The sequence below is a fragment of the Mesorhizobium sp. L2C066B000 genome, from assembly GCF_000502335.1.
GTDB lineage: Bacteria > Pseudomonadota > Alphaproteobacteria > Rhizobiales > Rhizobiaceae > Mesorhizobium.
On the sequence record NZ_AYWZ01000011.1, the window covers coordinates 187,759 to 204,115 of the forward strand.

General features: G+C 60.3%; 13 protein-coding genes and 1 pseudogene. 3 read left to right on the forward strand and 11 right to left on the reverse strand.

Annotated elements, in window-relative coordinates:
- The first annotated feature begins 176 nt into the window (after positions 1-176).
- Positions 177-3,149, forward strand: a complete 2,973-nt coding sequence (locus X733_RS144700) for a class I SAM-dependent DNA methyltransferase (RefSeq protein ID WP_196813753.1) — start codon at positions 177-179, stop codon at positions 3,147-3,149.
- Between the two features lie 45 nt (positions 3,150-3,194).
- On the opposite strand, the gene X733_RS144695 is transcribed toward X733_RS144700, so the two are convergent.
- From X733_RS144695 to X733_RS144685, 3 genes are all read right to left on the reverse strand, one after another.
- Positions 3,195-4,274: a site-specific integrase gene (locus X733_RS144695; RefSeq protein ID WP_023819414.1), complete on the reverse strand. Its 1,080-nt coding sequence runs from the start codon at positions 4,272-4,274 to the stop codon at positions 3,195-3,197.
- Between the two features lie 222 nt (positions 4,275-4,496).
- Positions 4,497-5,357 carry a toll/interleukin-1 receptor domain-containing protein gene (locus X733_RS1000000167285; protein ID WP_023819415.1) on the reverse strand — a complete coding sequence of 287 codons (861 nt, stop codon included), beginning with the start codon at positions 5,355-5,357 and terminating at the stop codon, positions 4,497-4,499.
- Between the two features lie 736 nt (positions 5,358-6,093).
- On the reverse strand, positions 6,094-6,645 hold the full coding sequence (locus X733_RS144685; RefSeq protein WP_348625871.1) for a hypothetical protein: 552 nt from the start codon (positions 6,643-6,645) through the stop codon (positions 6,094-6,096).
- Positions 6,646-6,732: 87 nt separating this feature from the next.
- Here X733_RS144685 and X733_RS0135295 point away from each other — a divergent pair, with 87 nt between their 5' ends.
- The gene (locus tag X733_RS0135295) at positions 6,733-7,518 is read left to right on the forward strand and encodes a M15 family metallopeptidase (protein WP_031193697.1); all 786 of its coding nucleotides are present in this window, start codon (positions 6,733-6,735) and stop codon (positions 7,516-7,518) included.
- A 36-nt stretch (positions 7,519-7,554) separates the two neighbouring features.
- On the opposite strand, the gene X733_RS144680 is transcribed toward X733_RS0135295, so the two are convergent.
- The 5 genes from X733_RS144680 to X733_RS144660 form a co-directional block, all read right to left on the reverse strand.
- Positions 7,555-8,325, reverse strand: coding sequence for an SDR family oxidoreductase (locus X733_RS144680; RefSeq protein WP_023684843.1), 771 nt, complete (start codon positions 8,323-8,325; stop codon positions 7,555-7,557).
- Positions 8,326-8,337: 12 nt separating this feature from the next.
- On the reverse strand, positions 8,338-9,333 hold the full coding sequence (locus tag X733_RS144675; RefSeq protein WP_023743159.1) for an ABC transporter permease: 996 nt from the start codon (positions 9,331-9,333) through the stop codon (positions 8,338-8,340).
- Between the two features lie 161 nt (positions 9,334-9,494).
- Entirely contained in the window at positions 9,495-10,535 is a 1,041-nt protein-coding gene (locus tag X733_RS144670) for a sugar ABC transporter substrate-binding protein (RefSeq protein ID WP_023684845.1), read from the reverse strand.
- A 41-nt stretch (positions 10,536-10,576) separates the two neighbouring features.
- On the reverse strand, positions 10,577-11,341 hold the full coding sequence (locus X733_RS144665) for an ATP-binding cassette domain-containing protein (protein WP_023706423.1): 765 nt from the start codon (positions 11,339-11,341) through the stop codon (positions 10,577-10,579).
- A complete protein-coding gene (locus tag X733_RS144660) occupies positions 11,338-12,504 on the reverse strand; it encodes an ROK family transcriptional regulator (RefSeq protein ID WP_023819416.1) in 1,167 nt (388 codons plus the stop codon). The genes X733_RS144665 and X733_RS144660 overlap by 4 nt, the downstream gene beginning before the upstream one ends.
- A gap of 212 nt (positions 12,505-12,716) precedes the next feature.
- Between X733_RS144660 and X733_RS144655 the strand changes: the two genes are divergently transcribed.
- Positions 12,717-13,898, forward strand: coding sequence for a M24 family metallopeptidase (locus X733_RS144655; RefSeq protein WP_023819417.1), 1,182 nt, complete (start codon positions 12,717-12,719; stop codon positions 13,896-13,898).
- 47 nt (positions 13,899-13,945) lie between these two features.
- Here X733_RS144655 and X733_RS144650 read toward each other — a convergent pair.
- The 3 genes and pseudogenes from X733_RS144650 to X733_RS144640 all read right to left on the reverse strand — a co-directional run.
- Positions 13,946-14,200, reverse strand: a pseudogene (locus X733_RS144650) (ABC transporter permease subunit); the annotation flags it as partial.
- A gap of 93 nt (positions 14,201-14,293) precedes the next feature.
- Complete coding sequence (locus X733_RS144645) at positions 14,294-15,577, reverse strand: M23 family metallopeptidase (protein ID WP_023819419.1); 1,284 nt, start codon at positions 15,575-15,577, stop codon at positions 14,294-14,296.
- Positions 15,578-15,741: 164 nt separating this feature from the next.
- Entirely contained in the window at positions 15,742-16,209 is a 468-nt protein-coding gene (locus X733_RS144640) for a peroxiredoxin (RefSeq protein ID WP_023819420.1), read from the reverse strand.
- Positions 16,210-16,357 lie beyond the last annotated feature (148 nt).

The window sequence follows — 16,357 nt, forward strand, 5'->3', positions numbered from 1 at the left end:
TCTTTCGATGGGAGCAAAGGCGACGTTCAGCGGTGTTGCATACGAATTGCAGGGCACAGGCTGCGGCGTAACACGATCTGAAGGGTAGCACTGGTCGTGAGGCGGTTGGACCAATTTCCCGAACTTAGTCATAGGTTACCTAGTTGCGCGGTTGTGCGCTCCTATTGGCACACCTGATGATTCGCAAGCTCGACACCAAGGAATTCGCGCTCAAGTACGGCGACCGTTATGGAGCAAAAATGAGTCTAATCACCGACCGTCTTGAGCAATTCCAAAATTACGTTTCCATTTTGAAAGGCGACGAGAAAGGAGAAGCCCAGGTCTTCTGCGACAGGCTCTTCTTGGGCTTCGGTCACAAGGGCTACAAGGAAGCGGGGGCGGAATTAGAGTATAGAATTAAGAAAAACTCTACTGGAGGCCGGAGCTTCGCTGATCTAGTGTGGAAGCCACGGGTCCTGATTGAAATGAAAAAGCGTGGAGAAAACCTCTACTCGCACTACAAGCAGGCCTTCGAGTACTGGATACACGCTGTTCCCAATAGACCACGCTACGTCGTCCTCTGCAATTTCGATCAGTTCTGGATTTACGACTTCGACAAGCAGATTGATGAACCCGTCGACGTTGTCTCGGTGCTTGATCTCGCGAAGCGGTACACCGCCCTGAACTTCCTCTTTCCAGATGATCCGCCGCCCATCTTCAAGAACGATTTGGAGGCTGTTTCTCGGGATGCCGCAGACAAGGTTGCAGGCCTGTTCAACCGGCTGATCGCCCGCGGAATTGACCGCTCCAGGGCGCAGCGCTTTGTGCTGCAAATGGTAGTGGCAATGTTCAGTGAGGACATCAAGCTGCTGCCAGCTGGCACACTCGTCACGCTAGCGGATGACTGCATCAAGAAGGGGCAGAGTTCATACGATTTGTTTGGGGGCCTCTTTACTCAGATGAACACGCCGAAGCCTGCAGCCGGGGGGAGGTACAAGAACGTGCCTTACTTCAATGGCGGCGTGTTCCAGACTGTTGATCCCATTGATCTCACCAAAGAGGAACTGGCGCTTATCGCAAGCGACGAGACAGGCAACGAGGGTGCTGCCCGAAAAGACTGGTCAAAGGTAAACCCTGCTATCTTCGGGACCATCTTCCAGCAAAGCATGGATGCGAAAGAACGACACGCATACGGCGCGCATTTCACATCTGAAGCCGACATTATGCGCATCGTGATCCCAACGATCACGCGACCGTGGCAAGAGCGTATCGACGCTGCCAGCAATATGAAAGACTTGCTCACAGTTCGCAGTGACCTGATGAACTTTAAGGTGTTAGACCCCGCGTGTGGGAGCGGGAATTTTCTCTATGTCGCCTACCGAGAAATGGTGCGCATTGAGATCAGACTCATGACCAAGCTCAAAGCTACGGTGAGCGAGAAGAGCTTCGAGGAACATGCTAAGACCGTCTCGCTGATCAGCCCACGCCAGTTCTTCGGTATCGATCGTGACACGTTTGGCGTGGAACTCGCGAAGGTCACGTTGATGCTTGCCAAAAAACTGGCGCTTGACGAAGCTATTGAGGTGATGGAGCGCGACCAGATCGAATTGTCACTTCATGGTGACGATGCGCTACCCCTAGACAATCTCGATGCGAATGTTCTCTGCGATGACGCCCTTTTCTGCATCTGGCCCAAAGTAGACGCCATCATCGGCAATCCACCCTACCAGTCCAAGAATAAAATCATTGATGAACTCGGACGTCCCTACGTAAACCGGGTGCGGCGCCTTTTTCCAGATGTTCCAGGCCGAGCAGACTACTGTGTTTATTGGTTCCGCAAAGCCCATGACGAGCTAACTCCAGGTCAGTACGCTGGCCTAGTCGGGACAAACACCATCCGCCAGAATTATTCGCGAATCGGCGGGCTCGATTACATTGTGAACAACGGAGGAACGCTTGTCGAAGCGGTGTCTACGCAGGTGTGGTCGGGGGATGCAGTTGTTCACGTATCAATCGCCAATTGGGTGAAAGGCGAAAAGAAGGGAAAAAAGAATATCTTTCGCCAAGTCGGGGATAGGCTCGATTCACCTTGGGAGCTCAAATCCGTTGATCGGATAGGCCCCTCATTGTCGTTTGAGCTGGACGTTAGCGTTGCCCAACCCATCACCGCCAACTCGTCATCGACGGCCTGCTACCAAGGGCAGACACACGGCCATGAAGGGTTTCTTCTGTCACCTGATGAGGCCGCTAAGTTGAAGAAGAGCGATCCGGGTGTCGAAAAGTATGTTCATCCATTCCTCATCACCGACGATCTGATAGGGACAATGGACGGATTGCCTTCGCGTTATGTCATCGACTTTGAAGAGCTGGAGCTTCTGGACGTAAAGAAATTTCCGACCGCAGCCAAAATGGTCGAGGATCGAGTGCTTGCGGACCGGACAAAAGCCGCCAAGAAAGAGAAAGATCGAAATGACGAAGCGGTCGCTGATTACGTGGATGCCCATACAGCAAAGGATCATGAGAACGCGCTGAGATATTGGTGGCGCTTGTTCCGTCGGCGAGGGCAGCTGCTCTCCCATATCGAAAAACTTGATCGATACATCGTCTGTGGTCGGGTAACGAAGCGACCCATCTTCGCCTTTGTGGAACCGGGTATCAGGCCCAATGACTCGGTTACCGCCTTTCCGCTGGACGATGATTATTCATTTGGCATCCTTCAATCCGGCATCCACTGGCAATGGTTCGTGGAGCGTTGTTCGACGCTCAAGAGCGATCCGCGGTACACCTCGAATACCGTTTTCGACTCTTTTCCATGGCCGCAAAATCCGACAGTTGCAACCGTGAAGGCGGTAGCGGAAGCGTCTATGGCTTTTCGCAAGTGTCGAAGTGACTTACAGGCCGCCCACGATCTATCTTTGCGCGAGTTATACAGGACACTCGACAAACCGGGCGCGTCGCCCTTCAAGGACGCTCTAGCTAAGCTGGATTCGGCGGTGCGTAAGGCTTATGGCATGGCTAAAAATGAGGACTCGCTCGCCGTTTTACTTGAGTTGAACCGCCAAGTGGTAGCACGAGAGGCGTCAGGCCAGTCCGTGGTGGGACCCGGAATTCCGACCGGCATAAAGAAGAAAATAGCGCGGTTGTCGGATGACGTTATCAAAATGCCTTGACGGAACCACCAAGCAGCCCCTGGCGCTTTGCATTTTGACCAGACATCAGTCGGGACTACCCTTGCAAGGGGATCGTTGCCGGTCGATGGCGAGAGCCTTCGCCAATTCCTTACTTAGAAGCTTAGTCCTGACTGCCTCCTGACTGGCGTGACTGTATCTCATCAACTGAGCGAGCGTTCTGTGACCTGAGATCGAAGCAACCTCGGGGACGGTCAGACCGAGCTCAAACAGCCTAGAAATGGCCTCATGTCGGAGGTCATGGAAATTCAGATCGCCTATCCCGACCCGAGTGGTAAGCCTGTCCCATTGGAGCCTCAAAGCTACCGGCGTGACAGGGAAGACGAGGTCGGTCGGCTTAGCATCCTCGGTCTGCAATGCGGCTAGTATTTCAACCGCCATTGGGGTCAACGGGATCACTCTCGAATAGCCTGACTTAGACTCAGGGATGACCAAGGAGAGCCGTTCGAAATCAATGTGTCGGAACTGGATCGACAGTATCTCGCCGCGCCTCATAGCCGTCTCTAGGGCGAAGAGGATGATAGGAGCGACAAGCTTGTTCCTCCCTTTCTTCGTCGCTTCCAGAAGCCTTTCTAGTTCGCCATCACGAAGCCGCCTTTCCCGCTTGTTGTCCACCACTCGGAGCTTCAATCCGTCAAGGGGATTCCTCACAGGGATTTCCCATTCAACGACCGCATGGCGAAACATATGGGAAAGGGGAGAAAGCTCGCGCTTCAACGATTTGGGGGTAACGGGCTTGTCTGATCGATGTTTGGGCTCGCTTAGTCGCTGATCCCGGTAGGCCGCAAAGTCAGCCGTGCTTAAGTCAAAGAGTGTCTTCTGGCAGATCGCATGGCGAAGGAACCGGTTTAGAAGGATGGTCTCGACAACCATACCCCGCTTTTTGGGAACGACCTCGTCTCTGTATCGGATGACAAGATCGTAAAGGGCCATCGATTTCAAAGCTTTTCGGTCGGGACCGAGTTCATGTCTGTCGTGTTGTCGCTCAATCGTCCTAGCCCATTCGTTGGCATCTGCCTTCGAAAGGAATGATCGGGATTGGATTGGAAAACCATGGCGTCTGACTTGGACCTGCCATCTGCCGTTACGCTTGCGAAGAGTAGCCATTTTTAGCTCCGGTGTGACTGTGCTGTGACAGCAACCGATCCGGCAGCTTTGGACTAAAGAGGGTGAGTTCTATGTCTTTGATTTTACAGTGGTAATATCACTAGGTGATAAGACCTCAGTTGGTAGAGCGCTTCGTTTACACCGAAGATGTCGGCGGTTCGAGCCCGTCATCGCCCACCACTCAATCTCTTGATAAATCGGTGCTTGCCTGGAGTTACGGTCTCATATCCGGTTGTATGCGTTGTCGGCATTCTGCTTCCTGGCCTTGTCGCGTTCGACAGGGGTGACGCAGACCAAGTCGCTCTCGAACGCTTCACGCCAGACGTAGCCGTCGCGGCAGGTGCTGTCGCCGTAAGGTCCGCCGGTCGGCGAACGATTGTTGCGGGCATTGGCATTCTGCGCCTGCACCTCGTCGTAGTCGGCAGGACTCACGCACACGCTGTCGCCGAAGATCGCCGATCGCCAGACGAATCCTTCCTTGCACCCTTTGGCCTCGATCGCTGCGGGCACGATAGGCGACGGCAAAGGGGAGGGCCTCGGCCACAACGCCGCCGTTGTCCCGCCGATGCCGAGCGCGATCGTCGCGACCAGCCCGTACAGCAGCCAGAGCCTCGGCCGCCGCGCCGCTGGCTTCGCTATCGCCGACGCAATCGCCGCCATATCGTCGTTGAAGCGCTCGTGGCGGACCTCCATGGCTTGACGCTTGGCCAGGTCCTGCAGATCGGGTGGCAAGGCGCTTTTCTTTGGCATGCTGGCGCCGTTGACGAGCACGGGGATGACGCGCACCCCAGCCTGGAGTGCCGTACGGATCTCCTTGCGCACGAAGTCGTCGGGGGACTCCAGCCGAACCTGGCCCTGCTCATCGGTAAGCGCGGCCCACTGCGGCCCCACGATCGCCAGCATGATTTTGCAACTGGCCAAACTGCGGGCAAGCGCCACCTCAAAGTCATCGCCGGGGTTGAGCTTGTCGACGTCCATGAAGATGGACGCATCAGGAAGCGCGCGGTTCAGATTATCATAGACGCGGCCCGCCACGCCGGAATCGGTCTGCCGCCGGTAGTTGATGAATACGTCGCCAAGCAAGGCCTGCCTCTTCCCACATGAACGAGAAGGCCTCAAAGTAGCATGAGCGGTGACCTCGCAGCTAGTCTGGCGACAGACTGGCCATTACTGCGGATGCAGTCCGTTTCACGTCTCGCCAGAGGACACATGCACCGGCCCTTCGCGTCGCACGGTGGACTAAGTACAAGAGGCCATTACGGCGCGTCGCCAAAGCGGAATATACACAAATGTCTTCCGTCTGGATGGCAGCTGCAGAGCAAGATCGGCCCACGCCCGCAACGCCAGGCGAACAATGCCTTTACCGGATTAACTTGGCGTATCCGGAAAAGCAGGTTCATCCGGAAGGGCAGGGTGTTCTGGAAGGGTGGGTTCACCTGCACGGGTAGGTTCATCAGGAAGCTTAATATCTTGAGCGTCTATGCAATGTCGCTCTCTCAAAACCGGGGAACCGCTTTTGAGCGACACGCATTGGGTGAGCACAGAAAGACGATCGGCTCCGCCACTTCTTCCTGTTTCGGCTCGCCGATGCGGGCAAGCGTGTACTTGTCGACGTTGTTCGCATACGGCTTCGATATCGGCGTAGGTGCCGTGTCACCGTGCCGCGATAAGGGTTCACAGCGGTCGAGTTGACGATAGCGTTCTCAGCGAAGATGTCGGCGGTTCGAGCCCGTCATCGCCCACCATATCTGGCCGACCATATCTCGAATGCCGGGCGCGGCCGCAACGAGCCGCACCCGCCGTTCTTCCCCGGCGCCACCTATCGTTTGACGTAGCAGTTCTTCTTCACGCGGCGGATGGGATCCTCGCCAAAGGCGTCGACGCTGCATGTGACGCCGTTCCTGAATACGCCCTGGACGTACTGGCCACGCGCCCCGTATCTCACCAATTTGCGGCCACGGAACTCGCAGAACCGCCCCTCCGAGGCGCAGGCCACCCATCTGCCGCCGCCCTGGCCGTAGTCGTCATCGCCGTAATTGTCGTCGTCATCATCATTGTCGCCATAGTCGTTACCGCCCCCGCGCTTCACGATATAGCAAGCCTTGTCGCGGCCGGGCGCCGGGTCGCCAAAGACGCGATTCGTACACGGCACGGCACGACGATCGATGAAGCGCGAAGTGGTCTGCCCGCGCGCGCCGTAGACCACTTCCGAGGGGTAGGGCAGGCGGCAGATTTCGCCTTCGTCGGCGCATCGCTGCATCCGCTGGGCGGATGCGGTGGCTGGAAAAAGAATAGAGACGGACGAGGCCAGGCCGACCAGGCAGATGAATGTAAACGTCATCCGGATCAAAGCATTGAAGGTTTTTGACACGATTTGTCTCCCGTTCGATTGGACCAGCATGGTACAGCAGCCTTGTTAAATGCACGATGAACGAAAGCCCTCCGGGACGGCAGGACAATGATGGATCATCCAGGGCGCCTGATGCTGCGGTTGCTGTTCGCATTGGCAATCGTCGGCACTGGACGCTCCGCCTTTGCAGGGAATGCGGGCGACGGCGTCGACCAGCCGGCCGCCAAGGCTTCCTTGCTCAAGGCCTATCCCGGACTTTTCACCATCAAGGGCAATGTCCTGATCTGGACCGACGGCACCACAATGGTGTGGGACGACGGCAAGGCGCGCGACGCCGAGGCGCTGCTGGAGAGCCCCGACATCGAAGACATGTTTCGCTACGTCTATCCCGGAGCAGCGGAGGGCGCCCTGGTCCCAGCGGAGGATTTCGATCCCGGCCGCATCCGGAACGAACCTTTCTTCGAAAAGCTCTACGGGGCAAGTGCCGCCGAGGTGGGCAAGCACATCGCCAACGTCAAATGGTTGCCGAAGCTCGGCAAGAAAACCATGCAGGTGACCAAGGTGTTTGGCATCAACGACCGGCTGGGCAAGGTCTCCGCTGCGCTCGAGGCGATGCCCGCGGAGCTGAGCCGTTATGGGCTCAAGCCCGGCGGCGGCTTTGTCTGGCGGCCGATCGCCGGCACGAACCGGTTGAGCGTCCACTCCTTCGGGGCGGCCTTCGACGTCAATGTCGGCTTCTCCGACTACTGGTACAACAACAGGAACAAAACCAACCCCAAGGCCCCCATTCCGTTCAAGAACCGGATCCCGCTGGAAGTCGTGGAGTTGTTCGAGAAAAACGGCTTCATCTGGGGCGGGCGCTGGTATCACTACGACTCCATGCATTTCGAGTAACGGCCTGAATTGCTGCTGTATAAGAAATCCGGCTGATCACGGCGGCAGCAGCCGGAAATCCTTGCCTTCAGGCAGCAGCTGGCCGCCGTCGACGACGATGGTCGTGCCGGTGATGTAGCTGGCATCGTCCGAGGCGAGGAACAGGAAGGCGTTGGCGACGTCGCGCGGGCTGCCGAGCCGTCCCAACGGGATCGAATCCTCCATGTTCTTGATGTAGGCGGCGCCCCGATGCAGTTCGATCGCTTCGGTCAGGATGTTGCCGGGCTCGACGCCGTTGACGGTGATGCCGTAGCCGGAAAACTCCAGCGCCGCCGAGCGGATGAAGCCGTTGATGCCGGCCTTGCTGGCGGCATAGTGGCCATGTCCGGGGCTGGTGACGTGCGGACCGGTGATCGACGAGGTGTAGAGCATACGCCCGTAACCTTGCGCCTTCATCGGCGCCAGCGCCGCCAGCGTGGCATTGAAGGTGCCGCGCAGATTGACCGCCATCACCCGGTCCCAGTCGTCCGGGCTGGTGTTCTCGATGAGCTGCCAGGGATAGATACCGGCATTCTGCACGATGATGTCGAGACGAGTGTGGCGGCTCAATGCCAGGGCTACCGCGGCCTCAGCATCGGCCATTTGCGAGATGTCGGTGCGGACGAAGGCAGCGCCGAGCTCGTCCGCGGTCGCTTGACCGGCCCCGGCTTCGCTGTCTGCCAGGACCAGCCGCGCGCCTTCCTCGGCAAAGCGCTGCGCGATGCCCTTGCCGATGCCGCGCGCGCTGCCGACGATCAGCGCGACCTTGCTTTCGAGCCGTCCTGTCATGCCAGCCGTCTCCTATGCCAGTCTTTGGCGAATGGTTTGCTTGAAGGCGTCGAGCAGCACGGCGGCGAGCACCAAAAGGCCGTGGATCACCTGGGTGAAATTGGCCGGCAGGCCCATCAGGTTGATTGCCGTGTTGATGGAGGAGAGCAAAAGCACGCCGGCATAGACGCCGGGCAAGGTGCCGACACCGCCTTTCAGGCTGACGCCGCCGATGACGACGGCGGCAAAGGCGTTGAACAACAGCCCGGTGCCGAGGTTGGCGGTGGCGCCCGAGGTGCGGATGGCGAGCAGCCAGCCGGCCAGGCCGGCAATGGCGCCGGCCAGCACGAAGGCGATGATCAGGTTGCGGTTGACGCGGATGCCGGCGCGGAAGGTCGCTGTCTCATTGCCGCCGATCATCACGAGGTGGCGGCCGAACGGCGTCTTGGCCATGATCAGCGAGAACAGGACGAAACAGGCGACGGCGATCCAGGCGGTCAGCGGCAGGCCCGCCAGCCGCTGGATGCCGAACCAGCGGATGGCCGGCGCCAGATCCTGTGCCGAGCGGCCGCCGGAAATCACCAGAACCAGGCCACGCACCCAGATGTAGGACGCCAGCGTGATGATGAAGGCGCTCATCTTCACCTTGACCACGAGATAGCCGTTGAAGACGCCGATGAGGCCGCCGACGGCCAGCGCAACGAGCAGCGAAACCGGAACCATCAGCCATTGCGGATTGAGCTGTATGCCCATGCCGATGCCCGATGAGCAGAACAGGATGCCGACCGCCATGGCGCTGAGCGCGGCCACCGATTCCACCGACAGGTCCATATGGCCGGCAATGATGACCAGCGACAGGCCGATCGACATCACGCCGAGAACGCTCGAGGCCTCGATGATGTTGGCGAAGATGCCGAGCTGGAAGTAGTTCGGGACGAAGATGGAAAAGACAACCAGCACAAAGATCAGCATGAACCAGACGAGGTTGTCGAGGACGAACTCCAGGGCTTTGCGGGTGCGCGGGTTCATGGGCTGATCCGGTTGGCGCTCCCGAGAAAAATCAGGCTGAGAAATCAACTCGATTTCGTCGGGTTCAGGCGCGGGTTTAGGTTCGCCACGGTGTCCTGGGACGCGGCGTCGTGAATGGGCAGGCTCCGGGCCGCAATGGCCCGGAGCGCTTCGCTAGGCTACTATTCGACAGACTTGATCGTGTCCGTCGGCGGCTTCTGGTTGCCCCAGAAGGCCGGATTGTCGACGTTTTCCTTGGTAATGGCGGCGCCCGGGATCTTGATGTTGGGGCCCCAGCTCTCCTTGGTTACTGTCGACTTCAAGCCGAGCACGTCATACTCGCCAGGCTTGATTTCCTGCTTGCCGGCGATCTTGTCCATGAACATCGCCACGGCCGCGGCCTGCGCGTAGAGCGGTTGCTCGACTTCGACATTGAGCCAGCCCTTGCGGATCAGGTCGAGACCGACCGGAGCGCCGTTCGAGCTCATCAGCATGACGTCGCCCGGCTTCTTGCCGGCGGCCTCGAGCGAGGCGACGGCTGCGACCGACAGGTGCGCGGCATGGCTGAAGATCAGGTCGATGTCGGGGTTGGCGAGCATCTGGTCGGCAACGATCGTGCCGGCGTTGCTGGCTTCCCATTGCATGGCCGGCAGCGAGATGATCTTCACGTCAGGAAACGCCTTCAACTTCTCCTCGAAACCCTTCTGGATGTCGAGCGTGTAGGGATCGCCGGGATCGCCGAGCACCTGCAGGATCTTGCCCTTCACCGAACCGTTCTTGGCGGTCAGAAGCTTTTGCGCCTGCTCGGCGGCGACGTAGCCGATCTCGACCGTGCCCGCCACCGAGGTGAAATCGGACGGGGTCGAGGTGATCTGGCGGTCGAACTCGACCACCGGGATGCCGGCTGCACGCGCCGCTTCGATGGACGGCTTCAACGCGTTGAAATCGACAGCGGCCAGGATGATCGCCGCCGGCTTCAGCGCAATGACGTCGTTCATCTGCGATTGCTGCGCGTCAGTCTTGTTATCGGCGTTGAGTGTTTTCACCTCATAGCCGACCTGCTTGAGGAACAGCTCCAGCGCGCTCACCGAGCCGGTCTGGAATTCATCGAGCAGGGTCGGGACCATGTAATAGACGGTGCCCTTGGTCTGGGACATTGCCGGCGTGAGCGAGGCAAGAGCCAGTGCCAGGATACCGAAGACAAGAACCAGTATTCGCTTCATGTCGTTCGCTCCTCTTTTATACCGGACCCCTCTTTTGTCCCTCAACCTGCCGGTCCGGCACCGGCAAGCGTCTCACCGGTGATCATGTTGATCACCGCATCGGGACTTGTTTTGTTGCGTGCGACATCGCCGGCCACGACGCCTTGCCGGATCACCACGATCCGGTCGGCGACCTGGAAGGCCTGTTGCATGATATGGGTGATGATGACGACGCCGATGCCCTGGTTGGCCACCTGGCGGATCATCTCGAGACCGCGCCTGGTTTGTTCGACGCCGAGGGCGGCGAACGGCTCGTCGAGCAGCACGAGCTTGCCGCCCCAATGCACGAAGCGGTTGAGCTCGATGGCCTGGCGCTGGCCGCCCGAGAGATGCTCGACATTGGTGCGCAGCGACGGGATGCGGGTGCCCGCACTTGCCAGCGCCTTGCCGACCACGGCCTCCATGGCGCGCTCGTCGAGGATGGGGATACCGAGAACCTTGCGGGTGATTTCGCGGCCCATGAAGAAATTGGCGACGACGTCGACATTGGTGCAGAGCGAAAGGTCCTGGTAGACGGTCTCGATGCCGGCGGCCTTGGCCTCGGCCGGCGTTTTCGCCAGGAATTCCTTCCCCTCGAACAGCATGCGGCCGGAGCTCGGCTCGAGGCCGCCGGCGATGATCTTGACCAGCGTCGACTTGCCGGCGCCATTGTCGCCGAGCAGCGCCACGACCTCGCCCTTGCCGATCGAGAAGCTGATGCCTCTGAGCGCATGGATGGCGCCGTAATTCTTGGTGACGTTTTCGAGTACCAGCAGCGGTTCGGTCATGCCGCCACTCCCTTGCTGTGCATGAGGTCTGGCCGGCGCTCGCGCTCGGCAATGAACATCTGGCCAAAGCGCGGCGACAGCACGCCCGAAACGGCCAACGCGGCAGCGCCCCGCAGCACCGAATGCTTGCCGCCGGTCGCCACCGTCACGCGCGGTGTCTTGCGGTCGCGCCGCGCCGAGACCGAATTGGGAAGCTGTCCCGCCGCGCCGACCAGCTTTTCGAGCAGGTCGGTGGGCGCAAGCCCGCCGAGGATGACGGTTTCGGGGTCGAACACATTCTCTATGGTGACGATGGCGTTGCGGAAGATCGGCGCGATCTCGGCCACCCAGGCGGCGTCGCTGACGTTGCGGCGGCGACGTGCTTCGAGCGAGAGATACCGTTCGAGGCAGCCGCTGTTACCGCATGGGCAAGGCTCGCCACCGGGAACGGCAGGGATGTGTCCGATTTCGCCGGCATTGCCCCAGGCGCCGCGCATCACCGCGCCGTCATGCACGATGACGCCGCCGAGGCCGACGCCGAAATAGAGGTAGTAGTATTCGGAATAACCGGAGCCGAGACCGTAAAGCCGTTCGCCCATGGCCGCCGCCGCCATGTCGGTTTCGAAGAAGGCCGGCAGCCCGGTCGACGCCGCCAGCCGTTCCGGCAGCGCGACATCCTTCCAGCCGGCCATGGTCGTCGGGCCGACGAAGCTCATCGACTCCACGCCGAACGGTCCAGGCAGCGCCATGCCGATGCCGAGCACGCGTCCGCCGTGCCGCAGCGCGGTCAACTCGGGCACCATCGCGCCGATCAGCTCGAAGGCATGGTCGGGCGTCGCATGCGGCGCCTCGCGATGCATGCTCTCGATGACATCGCCGCTGAGATTGATGAGCGCCGCGTCGATCCCCAGCGGGGTGAGGTGGACGCCGACGGCATAGCCGCCCTCGGGGTTGATCCTGAGCGTCGCCGGCGGCAACCCGCGTCCGCGCGGCTCTTCGCGCAGCGACAGCACATAACCATGCTCTTCGAGTTCGCGAACGATGGTCGATACGGTCTGGACGGTGAGGCCAACGCGGCCGGCAATGTCGCCGCGAGCTATGGGACCGTGAAGGCGGATGGACTCCAGCACGATGCGCCGGTTGTAAGGCCGCCCGAACTCCTGATTGGTTCCCCGCAGTGCCATGTCCCGCGCCCTTTAGGAAGGCCAAGACTTGCACAGGCAATTTATTCAGTCAAATGGAATTCAAAAATAATTCGGAATGGTTCCCAGACGCGGTGCAGGACCTGTCCCATGTGCCGCGCTGGCCGATTGCAGCCGGGCTGAAACCACCGCAATGGTGAATGACGTCAGGCGGGCGCGGGGCTCGCCCGACCAGTGATCCAGCAGGAAAACCGATGATCGAATTGCCTTTTGCGCGCGATGAGTACCAGCGGCGGCTTAAGAAGATCCGCGCCGAGATGGCGGCGCGTGGGTTGGAACTGCTGGTCGTCAACGATGTCGCCAACCAGCATTACATCACCGGCTATGACGGCTGGTCGTTCTACACGCCGCAGGTCGTGCTTGTCCCGATCGAAAACGAGGCCGAGCCGGTCTGGATCGGCCGCGCCATGGATGCGGCAGGCGGCTTGCTGACGGCCTGGATGAAGCCGGAGAATGTGGTCGGCTTCCCCGAGGACCACGTGCAGCGCGCCGATCGCCATCCGATGGACTGGATAGCGGCCTGGATCGTCGCCAAGGGCTGGGGCGCGAGACATATCGGCGTCGAGCTCGAAGCTTATTATTTCTCGCCGAAGGCGCATGCCCGGCTGGTCGCTGGCCTGCCCAATGCGAAATGGCACGACGCCGATCTCCTGGTGAACTGGATCCGCGCCGTGAAATCCGCGCCGGAAATCGCCTACCTGCGCAAGGCGTCGACCTTGGCTGAAGCAGCTGTCGAGCGGGCCTTCGAAGTCATCGCGCCAGGCGTGCGCGAATGCGATGCGATTGCCGCGATCCAGGCGGCGCAGATTGCCGGCAGTCCAGACTTCGCCGGCGACATCACGGCACTTCCGCCGACGATCCTCGGCGGCGAGAATGCATCGGCTCCGCACATCATGTGGAGCGACCGGAGGTTCGGCAAGGACGAGACGATCGCGCTCGAACTCGCCGGCGTTTGCCGCCGATATGCCGCAGGCCTCGCCCGAACGATGCAGCTCGGCAAGACGCCGGCCCGTGTCGCCGACACCGCAAAGGCGGTGATCGAAGGCATGGATGCGGTGCTCGACGCGGTCAGGCCGGGGACCACAGCCGAAGCGGTCGAGGCCGCATGGCGCAAGGTTATCCAGCGCTACGGGCTGAAGAAGGAATCGCGCATCGGCTACTCCATCGGCGTCGCTTATCCCCCGGATTGGGGCGAGCACACGATCAGCCTGCGGCCCGGCGACAAGACCGCGCTGCAACCCGGCAACGTCCTGCACTCCATTCTTGGCATGTGGATGGATGGCTGGGGCATCGAGATCAGCGAGACCATTCTGGTGACCGAGACCGGCCATGAGACGCTGACCAAATTCCCGCGAGACATCCATGTCAAATCCTGACCGGTCAGCCACGACGGACGCCACCGCGACCCGCCTGACGCATCTGCTCAATATTGGATCGTCCGGCGCTCGATCAGCACCACAAGACAAAACAGGACGATCGACAGGCCCGATGACAGCACGATCGCCGCGTAGAGGCGGTCCGACTGGTAGTTGAAGGACGCCTGGACGATCAGCGCGCCAAGTCCTTGGTCGGAGCCGATCCATTCGCCGACAATGGCGCCGATCACGGCGGTGGCCGAGGCAATCAGCGATGAGAACAGCATCGGCAAAGCGCGCGGCAGCCGCAGGCTCCAGAACGTGACGCCGGAGCACGCGATGTCGGATTGCCAAACAACAGGATGGTACAACGGGTGAAGGAGGCGGGGGCGTGCAACCAGCCGCCTGGCTTGACCCTACAGATACTGCTCGACCTTCTTGCCGACGGTCAGGAAGCGCAGCGGGTCGATGGCCTCGCCATTGTGGCGGACTTCGTAGTGCAGGTGCGGGCCGGTCGAACGGCCGCTGCTGCCGGTTTTGCCAATGATGTCGCCGGCTGCGAGTTTTTGGCCGACGGCAACGTCGATCTCGCTCAGATGGCCGTAGCGCGTGGCAAAGCCGTTGCCGTGATCGACCTCGACCATGCGGCCATAGCCGCCGTTCCAGCCGGCCTTGGTAACGATTCCGGCCGCCGTGACCTTGGCTTCCATGCCGACCGGCGCGCGGAAATCCATGCCCGAGTGCAGGGCAGCGGTGCCGAGGATGGGGTCAGTGCGCACGCCGAACGGGCTGGTGACGGAGTGGCCCGGCGCCGGGTTGGCGAGCGGCAGCCGCCGCGCCTCTTTCTTCAACTGGTCGAGCGTATCCAGCGCCTCGTCCAGTTCCTTGACCTTGCTGTCGAACATCATCGAGCTGTCAAGCGGGATCAGCGGTCCGCCGACATCGCTTTCGTTTTTGCCGAAATCACTGTCGACCGGCAGACCGGCCGCTTCCAGCGCCTGGGTGATGGCATCGGCGTTCTTGTAGGCGTTGTCGGCCAGGGTTTCGATGCGGGTGAGTTGCTGGCTCTCGATAGCCTTCAGTGAATCATTGATCGAGACGAACAATTTGTCGGCGCGGTCCGCAGCCGTTTCGCTGGGCAGCGGATCGGAACGTGTCGACCACAGCGAGAATGGCCTGGTGTCGCCCGAACCAAGGCTGGCGACCGAATAGGCGAGTGGCTCGCCGCCAGTCAGTTCGGCATGTTCGTCGGGTTTTGTTGTCGCTGCGGCATCAGCGGTTGGCAGCGTCCCGACTTCGTTTTCGGCCCGCTCGAGAATCGGGCCGAGGCGGCCATGGCGCTGGCTGAGCTGGCTCTGCCGCTCGATCAATTCGCTGACCTTGGTTTCCATCAGTTTCTGGTCGAGAAGCTGGCGGCTGGTGATGCGGTCGACCTGCGCGCGCAATGCGGAAATGCGATCTTCATAGGCCTGCTGCATGCGCGCCTGCCGGGCCGTGGTGGCGCCGATCAGATCGTCGCGCAGTACGAGATAGGAGGTCGCCAAGAGATAGCCGATGGCGATCGCCGCCAGTGCCGAGCCGAGAAAGGCGACGAGCCACGGCCGGATGGTGAAATGCCGTATTTCATTGCCCCGCGCAATGATGACCGTATGCGGCTCCTTGCGCCTGCCGAAGACCGCTGACTGACCGGTTAGGTTCACGGGACCAAGCTTTCGTTACGACACCAACGAAGCCCGATTACACATTATTAGGGTTAACAAAGTTTTGCCGTCGCGGGCGCGCTAGTGACCAACGGTGTCAGCCAACCGCATATATGTCTTATGCCCCTAATGCACTGCGCGGCGTTGGCCAGATCGGTGGCGCCTCAGAGCGCGCGGACCGCCTCCAGCACTGCTTCGGCATGGCCTTTCACCCGGACCTTGCGCCAGATCCCGGCGATCCGCCCGTCCTTGCCGATCAGGAACGTCGCCCGCTCGACGCCCATATAGTTCCGGCCATACATCGTCTTCTCGACCCACAGATTGTAGGCCTCGATCACCTTGCGCGCCTCGTCGGCAACCAAGTCGACGGTGAGATCGTATTTGGTTTTGAACTTGTCGTGCTTCTTCACGCTGTCCGGCGACAGGCCGATCACCACGGCGCCGGCCTTTTCGAACTCCGGCTTCAGCTGCGAAAAGCTGATCGCCTCATTGGTACAACTTGTGGTGTCGTCCTGCGGATAGAAATAAAGTACAACGGGCTTCCCCCGCATCGAGGCAAGGCTGAGTGAGCCGCCGCCGTCGCGCGGAAGATCGAATTGCGGCGCAACGTCGCCAACGTCGAGATCAGCCATATCGATGCCCTTGTTTGAGGTTACGCGGCCCTAAATCAAAGAGATAGAGCATGATGTCGTCCGAAAACCGCCTCACACTTTTCGGCATCATGCTCTAGCCTGCGTCGTTATAGTGTCGGGCGGGGATTCGTCCACGATCGAATTCGCA

Excerpts from the sequence above, each read along its gene's own strand:
- X733_RS144700 (WP_196813753.1), top strand. The coding sequence starts at position 177 with ATGATTCGCAAGCTCGACACCAAGGAATTCGCGCTCAAGTACGGCGAC.
- X733_RS144695 (WP_023819414.1), bottom strand. The coding sequence starts at position 4,274 with ATGGCTACTCTTCGCAAGCGTAACGGCAGATGGCAGGTCCAAGTCAGA.
- X733_RS0135295 (WP_031193697.1), top strand. The coding sequence starts at position 6,733 with ATGATGGATCATCCAGGGCGCCTGATGCTGCGGTTGCTGTTCGCATTG.
- X733_RS144680 (WP_023684843.1), bottom strand. The coding sequence starts at position 8,325 with ATGACAGGACGGCTCGAAAGCAAGGTCGCGCTGATCGTCGGCAGCGCG.
- X733_RS144675 (WP_023743159.1), bottom strand. The coding sequence starts at position 9,333 with ATGAACCCGCGCACCCGCAAAGCCCTGGAGTTCGTCCTCGACAACCTC.
- X733_RS144670 (WP_023684845.1), bottom strand. The coding sequence starts at position 10,535 with ATGAAGCGAATACTGGTTCTTGTCTTCGGTATCCTGGCACTGGCTCTT.
- X733_RS144665 (WP_023706423.1), bottom strand. The coding sequence starts at position 11,341 with ATGACCGAACCGCTGCTGGTACTCGAAAACGTCACCAAGAATTACGGC.
- X733_RS144660 (WP_023819416.1), bottom strand. The coding sequence starts at position 12,504 with ATGGCACTGCGGGGAACCAATCAGGAGTTCGGGCGGCCTTACAACCGG.
- X733_RS144655 (WP_023819417.1), top strand. The coding sequence starts at position 12,717 with ATGATCGAATTGCCTTTTGCGCGCGATGAGTACCAGCGGCGGCTTAAG.
- X733_RS144640 (WP_023819420.1), bottom strand. The coding sequence starts at position 16,209 with ATGGCTGATCTCGACGTTGGCGACGTTGCGCCGCAATTCGATCTTCCG.